Origin of the sequence: Mesorhizobium alhagi CCNWXJ12-2, from assembly GCF_000236565.1 — a bacterium.
GTDB classification, from domain to species: Bacteria; Pseudomonadota; Alphaproteobacteria; order Rhizobiales; family Rhizobiaceae; genus Allomesorhizobium; species Allomesorhizobium alhagi.
The window spans coordinates 35,023-47,084 of record NZ_AHAM01000181.1; the positions used below are offsets into that span (position 1 = coordinate 35,023).

Genomic DNA, 12,062 nt, shown 5'->3' on the forward strand with positions numbered 1-12,062 from the left:
ATGAACACGATACCGACGAGGAAGCGATGACGAGCAAACCCCTGTACCGGCGCGTGGTTTTGAAGGCGTCGGGCGAGGCGCTGATGGGCGAACAGCATTTCGGCATCGACGTCTCGGTCGTCGACCGCATCGCCTCCGACATCGCCGAGGCGAGGGCGCTCGGGGTCGAAGTGGGCGTCGTCATCGGCGGCGGCAATATCTTTCGCGGTGTGGCCGTCGCTTCCAAGGGCGGCGACCGCGTCACCGGCGACCACATGGGCATGCTCGCAACCGTCATCAATTCGTTGGCGCTGCGCACCTCGCTGGTCAAGCTCGGCGTCGATGCGGTCGTATTGTCGGCGATCGCCATGCCCGAACTCTGCGAAAGCTTTTCGCAGCGCCAGGCGACCGCCTACATGAACCAGGGCAAGGTGGTCATCTTCGCCGGCGGCACCGGCAATCCCTTCTTCACCACGGATTCTGCCGCCGCATTGCGCGCCGCCGAGATCGGCGCCGACGCCCTGTTCAAGGGCACGCAAGTCGACGGCGTCTACTCCGCCGACCCGAAAGTGGATCCTTCAGCGGTGCGTTACAGCCGCATCAGCCATGCCGATGTCATCAATCAGGGCCTGTCGATCATGGACACGGCCGCAATTGCGCTTGCGCGCGAAAACAACATCCCGATAATCGTCTATTCGATCCACGAGAAGGGTGGTTTCGGCGAAATCCTAACCGGTGGCGGTCGCTGCACGATCGTCGCCGACACCTGAAGACGAATTGGTCCGATTGTAGGGGCCGAGGAGAGTGAAAATGACCAGCGGGGCAGACTTCAACGACATTCATCGCCGCATGGATGGAGCGATCAACGCGTTCAAGCACGATCTGGCTTCGCTCAGGACCGGCCGGGCGTCCAGCAACCTGCTCGATCCGATCATGGTCCAGGCCTATGGCTCCGCCATGCCGATCACCCAGGTCGCGACGGTTTCGGTGCCGGAGCCGCGGATGATCTCGGTCTCGGTCTGGGACAAGTCGATGGTCGGAGCCGTCGATCGCGCCATTCGCGAATCCAATCTTGGCTTCAATCCGATCATGGACGGCACTACGCTGCGCATTCCGCTGCCCGAACTCAACGAGCAGCGCCGCAAGGAACTGGTCAAGATCGCCCACACCTATGCCGAGAACGCGCGCATCGCCGCCCGGCATGTTCGCCGCGACGGCATGGATCACCTTAAAAAGGCTGAAAAGGACGGCGATATTAGCGAGGACGAGCATCGCAAGCAGGCCGACCGCATCCAGAAGCTGACGGACGAGACGATCAGTTCGATCGACGGCCTGCTGGCGGCGAAAGAAGCCGAGATCATGCACGTCTGATGCGCGGCATTGCCGCGGCCGAAAGCGAAGAAATGACAACGCCCGCGCATGTCGCGATCATCATGGATGGAAACGGCCGCTGGGCGAAGGCTCGCGGCCTTCCACGCCTCGCCGGGCATCGCGCGGGCGTCGAGGCGCTGCGGCAGGCCGTGCGGGCAGCCGGCGAATTCGGCGTCTCCTGGCTTACCGTATATGCGTTCTCGTCGGAAAACTGGTCGCGGCCGAAATCCGAAGTCAGCGACCTGATGGGGCTCCTGAAGCTGTTCATCCGGCGCGATCTCGCCGAGCTTCACCAGAACGGCGTGCGGGTAAAAATCATCGGCGAACGCGCCGGCTTGCAGGGCGACATTAAGATATTGCTCGAAGAGGCCGAGGCTCTGACCGCCGGCAACGATGCGCTGAACCTCGTCATCGCCTTCAACTATGGCGGCCGCGACGAGATCGCGCGGGCCGCGCAAAAGCTGGCCGCCGCTGCGGTCTCGGGGAGCATCGCTCCCGGCGATATCACGGCAGAGATCGTGGCCGAGGCGCTCGACACGCGCGACGTTCCGGATCCCGACCTCGTCATCCGCACCAGCGGCGAGATGCGGCTGTCGAATTTCCTGCTCTGGCAGGCAGCTTATAGCGAACTTGTCTTCCTTCCCTGCTATTGGCCCGATTTCACCCGCGAGCATTTCGCCGATTCGCTCAGGGAGTTCGCCGCGCGCGAGCGGCGTTTCGGCGGCGTGTCGGCCCGGGATGTGGCGCTGTGAGCGCCGCCCAGTTGAGCAACCTGCAGCTTCGCTTTCTCTCGGCGGTCGTGCTGGCGATCGTCGTACTGGGGCTGACCTGGCTCGGTGGGCTGCCGTTCCGGTTGTTTGCCGCCCTGATCGGCGCTGCGATCTTCTACGAATGGTGCGCAATGTCCCGCACCGTAGCCAACGCCTCCTACCAGATGCTCACGGCGCTGTTCCTGGCGGCCGTTCTTTTGGCGTTGCTGGCTGGCCTGCCGGCCGCAACGGTGCTGCTCGTCTTGGCCGGCGCCGTGGTCGCTTCAATCGCGGTTGGCCTCGTTCGCGGGCAGGGATCATGGCCGACGATCGGCCTCGCCTATGCTGGTTTTTCAGCCGTTTCACTGGCTTTTCTTCGCGGCGGCGACCATTCCGGGCTCGTCGCCATCCTGTTCCTGTTCGCGACTGTTTGGGCGACCGACATCCTCGCCTACTTCGCCGGGCGCACAATCGGCGGTCCAAAACTCGCGCCGGCGATCTCTCCGGGCAAGACATGGAGCGGCGCGATCGGCGGCGCAGTCGGCGGGCTTGCCGCGGGCCTCATCGCCGCAGCTCTTGCTGGCGTCGCCAATCTTTCCGTCCTTGGCCTTGTCGCCCTGCTGCTGTCCGTCGTCTCGCAGATGGGCGATTTGTTCGAATCCTGGGTCAAGCGGCGTTGCGGCGTGAAGGATTCAGGCGCCATCATTCCCGGCCATGGCGGCGTCATGGATCGCGTCGACGGGCTTGTCGCGGCGGCGTTTGCCCTATACGTCATCGGCTGGATGGCGGGCGGCGCCGATCATCCGGCGCGTGGCCTGTTTCCGCTCTGAGCGGAACACCACCCGGGTTTCCAGTATACCGACGCCACGGATTCGCCGGGATTGAGGTCACAGTCCGCGGCGCGATCGTCGCAATGGCGGTTTTGATCGAGGGCACGATTTGAACGAGTTGTTTTCAACGCTGTTCGGCTTAGACAGCCTGCTTGTCGGCACCATCGTGCCGTTCCTGTTCGTGCTGACCGTTGTCGTGTTCGTGCATGAGATGGGCCACTATCTCGTCGGCCGCTGGTGCGGCATTGGCGTCAAGGCCTTCTCCATCGGCTTCGGTCCCGAGATATTCGGCTTCAACGATCGCCATGGCACGCGCTGGAAGCTCTCGGCCATCCCGCTCGGCGGCTACGTCAAATTCGTCGGCGACATGAACGTCACCAGTACGCCCGATGCCGAGGAAGCCGAGAAGCTGACGCCGGCCGAACGCCATGTGGCTTTCCACACCCAGCCGGTCTGGAAACGCGCGGCGACGGTCGTCGCCGGGCCGCTGTTCAATTTCCTGCTGACCATCGCCGTGCTTGCGACGTTCTTCATGACCTATGGCCGCGTGGTGTCGGAACCGATGATCGCGGAAGTTCAGGCCGGCAGTCCCGCCGAAATCGCCGGCTTTATGCCCGGCGACCGTTTCGTCAGTGTCAACGGCAGTCCGGTGCGGACCTTCGCCGACGTCCAGTACCACGTCTCAGGCCGTGCCGGCGATCCGCTCGTCTTCGTGCTGCTGCGCGACGGCAAGGAGGTCGAACTGACGGCGACACCCAAAGTCACCGAGCAGAAGGACGCCGCCGGCAACACTTTCCGCATCGGCGTCATCGGAGTGGTCAACAACAACGAAGTCGGCCAGTTCCGCGTCATCGAATATAGCGTGCCTGGCGCGGTGGCGGAGGCCGTGAACGAGACGGGCCGCATCATCGCGCGCACCGGCCAGTTCCTGAAGCGCTTCGCGGTCGGGCGCGAGGACAAATGCCAGCTCGGTGGCCCGATCAAGATCGCCGACATGGCCGGCAAGGCAGCCAAGCTCGGCTTCGAACGGCTGGTCGAGCTGATCGCGCTGCTCTCCGTCGGCATAGGATTCTTGAACCTTCTGCCGATTCCCCCACTGGACGGGGGCCATCTGGTTTTCTACGGCATAGAGGCTGTCATCAGGCGTCCCGTATCGGAGCGCATGATGGAAGCGGTGTATCGAACGGGGATGATTCTTGTTCTCGCCTTCATGGCGTTCGTTTTCTGGAACGACCTGTTTGGGTGCTGAAAACATGAAGAAATTCGGGCTGACGACAGCCGTTGTTACGACGGCGTTTACCATCGCGGGGAATATGCGTGACGCGAAAGCCACGCGGAATGGCGAAGTAAACGCAAATTAACCAGAAGCCTTGCGTGTAGGGAAAATCCGGTTAATACGGTATGGGAAATTTACCGCACGTCCGGTTTTCTCGCCGTGGGGACTTCGAGAAAAGGTTTTTAAGCCCGATGAAGGCAGTTACGAAGTTTTTGAGCGCCGCTTCCGCGGTGGCTGTGTCTGCTGCTCTGGCAGTTCCTGGCGCAGCCGTTTTGCAGTTTGCATCAGTTTCGATGGCCGAGGCGGCGGTTGTCAGCAGCATTGACGTGCGTGGTAGTCAGCGTGTCGACGCCGAAACCATCCGCAATTATCTCTCCATCAGCCCCGGCAGGTCGTTTTCCAACGCCGACATCGACGAGGCCGTGAAGCGCCTGTTCGGCACGGGCCTGTTCTCCGACGTTCGCATCAACCAGGTCGGCTCGACGCTGGTGGTGCAGGTTTCCGAGTATCAGGTCGTCAATCAGGTCCTTTTCCAGGGCAACAAGAAGATCAAGGACGCGCAGCTCGCAGGCACTGTCCAGCTCAAGCCGCGCGGCACGTTCTCGCCCGCCTCGCTGGAATCGGATGCGGAGGCGATTCGCGCAGCCTACCAGCGCATTGGCCGCAACGACGCCACCGTCACCCCGAAGACGATCGACCTCGGCGATAACCGCGTCAACGTCGTCTTCGAGATCAATGAAGGCGACCGCACCAAGATCGCCTCGATCAATTTCACCGGCAACAACGCCTTCAGCGACCGCCGGCTCTCCGACGTCATCGCCACCAAGCGCTCGACCATTCTGTCGTTCCTGCTGCGCGACGACATCTATGACGAGGAGCGCCTGCGCGCGGACGAGGAAGCGCTGCGCCGCTTCTACTACAACCGCGGCTATGCCGATTTCCAGGTCGTCTCGGCCTTCGGTGAGCTCAACGAAGCAACCAACGAATACACCGTCTCGATCACGGTGGATGAAGGCGAGCGCTACACCTTCGGCGACGTGAGCGTCGAGAGCTCGATTGCGGGCGTCAATGGCGAATCGCTGCGTTCGCTGGTCGAAACCAGCCCCGGTTCGGTCTACAGCGCCAAGGATGTCGAAGATTCCATCATCGCCCTTACCGAGCATGTTGCCGGTCTCGGTTATGCTTTCGCGCAGGTCACGCCGCGCGGCGACCGTAATTTCGAGAACCGCACCATTTCGGTGGTCTATACGGTTGATCAGGGTCCGAGAACCTATGTCGAACGCATCGAGATTCGCGGCAACACCCGCACGCGCGACTATGTCATTCGCCGCGAGTTCGACGTCAGCGAAGGCGATGCATTCAACCAGGTGCTGATCCAGCGCGCGAAGAGGCGGCTCGAAGCCCTTAATTACTTTGAGCGAGTCGAGATCGCGACCGCCCCCGGCTCGGAGCCGGACCAGGTTGTGCTGGTCGTCGACGTTCTTGAGAAATCGACCGGCGAATTCTCGATCGGCGCCGGCTATACGACGGGCGGCTCGACGCCCGGACCCTCGATCGAAGGCGCGATCACCGAGCGCAACTTCCTCGGCCGCGGCCAGTTCATCCGGCTTTCGGCTGGCGGCGGCAAGGATTCGCGCGATTTCATGCTGTCCTTCACCGAGCCCTACTTCCTCGGCCGGCGCATCGCGGCGGGCTTCGATGTCTTCCGCCAGACCCGCCGCTACGACGATTATGAAAGCGAACTGACCGGCGCGACCGTGCGCTTCGGCCTTCCCATCACCGAGAACATCAGCACGCAACTGGCGTACAACTTCACGCAGGAAGAGTACGAGTACCGGGAAAGCTGCGACGAGGACGGCAACGGCGTTCCTGATGCTGATTGCGATGTCTCGGAAGCCATTATCGATGGCATCGAGAACAGCCCATGGAACAAATCTTCAGTTTCGGGCACGCTTCTCTACAACACCATCGATGACGTAAAGAACCCGCATGCGGGTATCTATGCGACCTTTACCACTGAGGTAGCCGGCCTTGGCGGCGATGCAGAATACGTAAAACTGACGGGGCGTGGCAGTTATTATCATACTCTCTCGGAAGAGATGGACGTTGTCGGCCTAGTTAGCGTCGGCGGCGGCCATATCACCGGCTTCGGCTCGGAAAGCGACCTTCGAATTTTCGATCACTTCAAGAGCAACGACCGCATGATCCGGGGTTTCGAGTTCGACGGTATCGGACCTTACGACGCCGACACGAAGGATCACCTCGGCGGCACGACCTACTTCAACGCTTCAGTCGAGGCGCAATTCCCGGTCCCGGTCGTCCCGGAAAGCTTCGGCCTTCGCGGTGCGGTATTCGCTGACGCCGCGACGCTGTACGGCAACGACATCCGGGAGGAGGCTGGTCTGACGATCACCGGCACCGGTATGGAGTGGCGCGCTTCGGTTGGCGCCGGCCTGATCTGGGCGTCGCCCTTCGGTCCGTTGCGCATCGATTACGCGGTTCCGGTCGTCAAGGAAGACAACGACGAGGAACAGAACTTCAATTTCGGTATTTCGACCCGCTTCTGATTGGTTGGAACCATGCTTCCGGGCCTGGATGGCCCGGAAGAAAAGGCTTGCATGTCAGACCCGGTCTTCTTCGTGCCGTCACGACGCTATTCGGCGGGCGAGATCGCAAGCCTTACCGGCGCCGAACTTGTTGACGGCGCCCATTCCGCAACCGTCATTTCGACCATCGCGTCGGCCGCCACCGGCGGCGAGGGCGCGCTTGTCTTCGTCGAAGGCAAGCGCAATGCTTCGCTGCTCGACAAGTTGAACGCTGCGGCGGTTTTGGTCACGCCTGACATAGCCGGGCGCGCGCCTTCCGGCGTCGCCGTGCTGGTCACGCCTACACCGCAGCGGGCCTTCGCCATGGTCGGCCGCCTTCTTTATCCCGATGCGGCAACACCCGGCGCGATAACCGGCGAAACCGGCATCTCGCCCGCCGCGCATGTCGACCCGACGGCGCATCTCGAAGCCGGCGTCGTCGTGGAAGCCGGCGCGGTGATCGGGGCAGGGGTCGCGATCGGAGCCGGCACCATTATCGCGCCGAATGCCGTGATAGGCCGCAATTCGCAGATCGGCCGCAACGCCTATGTCGGGCCCAACGCCACCGTCCAGTATGCGCTGATCGGCAACCACGTCATCATCCATGCCGGCGCAAAGATCGGCCAGGACGGCTTCGGCTTCGTCGCGGGCCGCGGCGGACCTGAGCGCATTCCGCAGATCGGCCGCGTGATCATCCAGGACAATGTTGAGGTCGGAGCAAACTCCACCATCGACCGCGGCGCGATGGCCGATACCGTCATCGGCGAGAACACCAAGATCGACAACCTTGTCCAGATCGCCCACAACGTCCGCATCGGCCGCGGTTGCATCATTGCCGGCCTGACGGGCATTTCCGGCTCAGTCACCATCGGCGACAACGTCCTGATGGGCGGCGGCGTCGGACTGGCCGACCATGTGGTGATCGGCGACAGGGCGCAGCTTGCGGCGCGCAGCGGGTTCATGCATGACGTGCCGGCCGGCGAAGTCTGGGCCGGCTATCCGGCGAAGCCGATGAAGGAAGCCATGCGCGAGTTCGCCATGATACGCAGACTGGCCCAGGCCAGGCCGAAAAAAGGTGATGATAATGGCTGATACGATGCCGGCGACGCTCGATACCGTCGATATTCTCGGCCTGATGAAACTTCTGCCGCATCGTTACCCGTTCCTGCTGGTCGACAAGATCATCGAGATCGATGAAGACAATTCGGCGATCGGCATCAAGAACGTCACCATCAACGAGCCACATTTCCAGGGCCATTTTCCCGAGCAGCCGGTCATGCCCGGCGTCCTCATCGTCGAGGCGATGGCGCAGACCGCCGGCGCCATCTGCATCCGCAGCCAGAATACCGACAAGCCGTCGCTGGTCTATTTCATGACCATCGACAACGCCAAGTTCCGCCGTCCGGTCGTGCCGGGCGACCGCCTTGAAATCCACGTAAAGAAGCTCAAGAAACGCGGCAATATCTGGCGCTTCGCCTGCGAGGCCATGGTCGACGGGGCGAAAGCCGCTGAAGCCGAAATCTCGGCGATGATGTCGCCGCCGGTAGCCTGACGCGGAAAAGACTTGATGACAGACGTTTCCATCCATCCCTCGGCCGTGGTCGAGCCGGGCGCCAAGATTGCGGCAGGCGCCGCCGTCGGACCGCTTTGCCATGTCGGCGAGGATGCTGTGATCGGCGCGGGCACGCGCCTCGTCAGCCATGTCACGGTGATCGGCGCGACAACGATCGGCGAAAACTGCGTCGTCTATCCCCAAGCGGTGCTTGGCGGCCCGCCGCAGAATACCGGTCACAAGGGCGGGCGCACGACGCTGACCATCGGCGACAATTGCACCATCCGCGAATTCGTCACCATGCACACCGGCACCGACAATGCGCGCGGCGCGACCATTGTTGGGAACAATGGCAATTTCCTCGCCTATTCGCATGTCGCGCATGACTGCACCGTCGGCAATAACGTCACGCTGACCAACGGCGCGACGCTAGGCGGCCACTGCGAGATCGGCGACAACGTCGCGATAGGCGGCTTGAGCGCCGTCCACCAGTTCGTCCGCATCGGTCACAACGCCTTCCTGGCCGGCGGCTCGATGCTGGTCGGCGACCTGATCCCCTACGCCATCGCCATGGGCAATCGCGCCAAACTGCGCGGATTGAACGTCGTCGGGCTGAAGCGCTCCGGCATGTCGCGGGCCGAAATCCTGGCGCTGCGGCGCGCCTACCGCACCATCTTCGACCCGGCGCGTCCGGTCGCCGAAAATGTCGAGATCGCCCGCGTCGAATTCGCCGATTCCCCCGCAGCGATGAAGATCGTCGACTTTATCGGCGCGCGCGGCAAGCGCCACTACGCCGTGCCGCCGCTGAAGGCCGGGGCCGATGACGCCGACGATGACGAGAGCTGACGCGGAACGCCGCATCAAACTTGGAGCCGGCGACAGGGTCGCCGTAGTCGCCGGCAGCGGCAGGTTGCCCGTCAACGTCGCCGAGGGCCTCGCCGAGGCCGGCCACTCGCCTTTCATCGTGATGCTGGCCGGCGAGGCGGACGACGATCCGAAACTGGCGTCCTTCGAGCATGACAGGCTGGCGCTGGAAGAGATCGGCTCTCTAGTGCCGCTCCTGAAGCGCCACAAAATCACCCACGTCGTGCTCGCGGGCGGGGTAGGCCGCCGCCCGCACTGGCGGCAAATCCGGCCGACCTTCGCCTTGTTTCGCATCTTGCCGAAGATCCTGATGGCGCTGGCGCGCGGCGATGACGGGTTGCTCAGGGTCATTATCGGCGAGATCGAAGCTGAAGGCTTCAAGGTGGTCGGCGCTCACGAAATCGTTCCGGACCTGCTCGCGTCCGAAGGGCCGATGACTCACGCCAGGCCGCAAAAAGGTGATCTGGCCGACCTTGACGCTGCACTCGCTGCCGCCCGCGCCATCGGTGCGCTCGATATCGGCCAGGCGGCGGTGGCGATCGGCGGCCGGGTGGTGGCGCTGGAGGGCGTGGAAGGAACGGACGGGCTGCTCCAGCGGGTGAAGGAACTGCGCCATCACGGCCGCGTCGGCGGCAGGAAGCGCGGCGTTCTCGTCAAATGCGCCAAGCCCGGCCAGGAATTGCGCGCCGACCTTCCGGGGATCGGCCCGGCCACAGTCGATGCCGCCCACGCCGCAGGCCTTGCCGGCATTGGCGTCGAAGCCGGCCACTCGCTGGTGCTGGATTTTGGCGAGACGGTCAAACGCGCCGATGCGCTCGGCTTGTTCGTGGTCGGCCTGCAGGCGGGCGGCGCACAATGAGCGAGACCAGCCCACTCAAGATCGCCATCATAGCCGGCGAGGAATCCGGCGATCTATTGGGCGCAGACATCGTGCGCGCGCTGCAGCGCCTCACCGGCCGCGAAGTCCGGCTTGTCGGGACAGGCGGCCGGCATCTTCAGGAACTCGGCCTTTCGCCGCTGTTCGATGCGAGCGAAATCGCGCTGATGGGCGTCAGCGCCATCCTGCGCGACCTGCCGCGGCTGATCCGCCGCATCGGCCAGACAGCAAGCGCTGTCGTTTCCGAAAAACCCGACTGCCTGATCACCATAGACAGCCCGGATTTCACGCTGCGCGTCGCCAGGAAAGTGCGAGCGCAGGATCCCTCCATCCCGATTGTTCATTACGTCTGCCCGAGCGTCTGGGCCTGGCGGCCGGGCAGGGCGCCGGCAATGCGGCCGCACGTCGATCATATTCTTTGCCTTCTGCCTTTCGAGGCGGCGGAACTGCAGCGTCTCGGCGGCCCGCCCGGAACCTATGTCGGCCATCGCCTGACCCAGGACGAGGGCGTGAAGCTGGCAAGCTCGATGCAGGGTGCGCAGCGCGACTTGTCCGGTGATCGTGAGAAGACGCTGCTCCTACTTCCCGGCTCTCGCAAGGGCGAGGTCAGGAGCCACATCGGCGTTTTCGGCGAAACCGTTTCAGTGCTGCGTTCACGCGGCCACAGCATGCGCCTGCTTTTGCCGACAGTGCCGCACGTCGCCGGCACTATCGAAGCCGCGGTCTCCGGTTGGGCCGAGAAGCCCGAGATCATTCTCGACCAGGCGCGCAAATGGCAGGCATTCGGCGAGGCCGACGCGGCGCTGATCGCCTCGGGAACGGTCTCGCTGGAACTGGCGCTGGCCGGTGTCCCCTCCGTGTCGAGCTACCGGCTCGACCCGGTCGCGCGGCTCATCCAGGGGCTCGTCACCGTCTGGTCCGCGCTCCTGCCCAATCTCATAGCCGACCGGCCGATCGTCCCGGAATTCTACAACCAGTATGTCCGGCCCGAGAACTTGGCACGCCACATCGAGGCGCTGTGGGCCGACACCGCGCTCAGGGCCTGGCAGAAGGACGGCTTCGCCGAAGTCGCATCGCGCATGCGCACCGACCGCCCATCAGGCGAAATCGCAGCGGAAGTCGTGCTCCGCCACATCGAGAAACATTAGGCCGGCCGCATGGTACGCGGCTACTTTTCCAGCCGCGCCAGTAGCGACGATATATCCCGGCGCCTGCCGCCCATCGCCTGCCTCGAGGCGCCGTTTGTACTCAATCGCTGCGCTTCTTGCTTTCCAGCCGCGCCAAAGTCTTTGCGTCGGTCAATTCCTTGACGGCGCCCCTGCCAATCCAGCGCGCCGTCTTGTCCGGCGAGGCGGCGAGCTTTTCTGCCAGCGCAACGGCTGGCGCGTGAAGCGCGAGCGAGCGCTTGCCGATGCAACGCAGCGCCCAATTGACGGCTTTCTTCACGAAGTTGCGTTCGTCCGCGGCGTGAACCTCAATCAATCGCAGGAAATGGAGAAAGGTGGCGTCGGGCTCTTTTTTCCGGTGAACGACTGACCAGGCAATCATGGCAAAGGCCGTGCGCCGAACGAATTCGCGCTCGTCGGCAGCGAACTCATCGATCAGTTCCCGCCAGTGATCCGTGTCCACGAACAGGTCCGACACGCCGTCGACGATGTCCCAGGAATCGAACGAGGCCGCCCAAGCCCTTGCATCGTCTACGGTAAGCCGCTTGGGGTCGGCGGTGACGGAAGCGATGAACTGCGCCTCCGTGATGCCGCTCGCCCAAAGCTCGAAGGCGCGTTCGTGGTTGCGCCTGATCTTTCTGGCGATCTGCCGTTGCACGCCATGCGGGATGCCGAGCGCGCGATCGATCCTGATGCCGTACCGCAGCATGCCACGACGGTTCTCCTCCGAACCGATCGAGCGCAGGTGAGCAAGGACTTCCTCAGCGCTGGAACCGGGCGAAAGTTCAGCCATCGGCGGGCGCCTATTTTTCC

12 protein-coding genes are annotated in these 12,062 nt (G+C 63.4%); 11 read left to right on the forward strand and 1 reads right to left on the reverse strand.

Annotated elements, in window-relative coordinates:
- The first annotated feature begins 26 nt into the window (after positions 1–26).
- The 11 genes from pyrH to lpxB all read left to right on the forward strand — a co-directional run bounded on the left by pyrH (position 27) and on the right by lpxB (position 11,231).
- A complete protein-coding gene (gene pyrH / locus MAXJ12_RS20760) occupies positions 27–749 on the forward strand; it encodes a UMP kinase (RefSeq protein WP_008837943.1) in 723 nt (240 codons plus the stop codon).
- A 40-nt stretch (positions 750–789) separates the two neighbouring features.
- Complete coding sequence (gene frr, locus MAXJ12_RS20765) at positions 790–1,350, forward strand: ribosome recycling factor (RefSeq protein WP_008837944.1); 561 nt, start codon at positions 790–792, stop codon at positions 1,348–1,350.
- 32 nt (positions 1,351–1,382) lie between these two features.
- Positions 1,383–2,102 (forward strand): isoprenyl transferase, encoded by a 720-nt coding sequence (locus MAXJ12_RS20770; protein WP_244421534.1) that lies wholly within the window; start codon positions 1,383–1,385, stop codon positions 2,100–2,102.
- 11 nt (positions 2,103–2,113) lie between these two features.
- Complete coding sequence (locus MAXJ12_RS20775; protein ID WP_040587165.1) at positions 2,114–2,929, forward strand: phosphatidate cytidylyltransferase; 816 nt, start codon at positions 2,114–2,116, stop codon at positions 2,927–2,929.
- 109 nt (positions 2,930–3,038) lie between these two features.
- A complete protein-coding gene (gene rseP / locus MAXJ12_RS20780) occupies positions 3,039–4,178 on the forward strand; it encodes an RIP metalloprotease RseP (protein ID WP_008837947.1) in 1,140 nt (379 codons plus the stop codon).
- Positions 4,179–4,396: 218 nt separating this feature from the next.
- Positions 4,397–6,772: an outer membrane protein assembly factor BamA gene (gene bamA, locus MAXJ12_RS20785; protein ID WP_008837948.1), complete on the forward strand. Its 2,376-nt coding sequence runs from the start codon at positions 4,397–4,399 to the stop codon at positions 6,770–6,772.
- Positions 6,773–6,823: 51 nt separating this feature from the next.
- Positions 6,824–7,882 carry a UDP-3-O-(3-hydroxymyristoyl)glucosamine N-acyltransferase gene (gene lpxD / locus MAXJ12_RS20790; RefSeq protein ID WP_008837949.1) on the forward strand — a complete coding sequence of 353 codons (1,059 nt, stop codon included), beginning with the start codon at positions 6,824–6,826 and terminating at the stop codon, positions 7,880–7,882.
- Complete coding sequence (fabZ, locus tag MAXJ12_RS20795) at positions 7,875–8,342, forward strand: 3-hydroxyacyl-ACP dehydratase FabZ (RefSeq protein WP_008837950.1); 468 nt, start codon at positions 7,875–7,877, stop codon at positions 8,340–8,342. The genes lpxD and fabZ overlap by 8 nt, the downstream gene beginning before the upstream one ends.
- Positions 8,343–8,357: 15 nt before the next feature.
- The gene (gene lpxA, locus MAXJ12_RS20800) at positions 8,358–9,188 is read left to right on the forward strand and encodes an acyl-ACP--UDP-N-acetylglucosamine O-acyltransferase (RefSeq protein WP_008837951.1); all 831 of its coding nucleotides are present in this window, start codon (positions 8,358–8,360) and stop codon (positions 9,186–9,188) included.
- Complete coding sequence (locus MAXJ12_RS20805) at positions 9,175–10,065, forward strand: LpxI family protein (protein ID WP_139043967.1); 891 nt, start codon at positions 9,175–9,177, stop codon at positions 10,063–10,065. Before lpxA ends, MAXJ12_RS20805 begins: the two co-directional genes overlap by 14 nt.
- Positions 10,062–11,231, forward strand: a complete 1,170-nt coding sequence (gene lpxB / locus MAXJ12_RS20810) for a lipid-A-disaccharide synthase (protein WP_008837953.1) — start codon at positions 10,062–10,064, stop codon at positions 11,229–11,231. Before MAXJ12_RS20805 ends, lpxB begins: the two co-directional genes overlap by 4 nt.
- Positions 11,232–11,331: 100 nt before the next feature.
- Here the strand turns inward: lpxB and MAXJ12_RS20815 are convergent, their stop codons facing one another.
- The gene (locus MAXJ12_RS20815; protein ID WP_040587143.1) at positions 11,332–12,042 is read right to left on the reverse strand and encodes a DNA alkylation repair protein; all 711 of its coding nucleotides are present in this window, start codon (positions 12,040–12,042) and stop codon (positions 11,332–11,334) included.
- Positions 12,043–12,062: the final 20 nt, after the last annotated feature.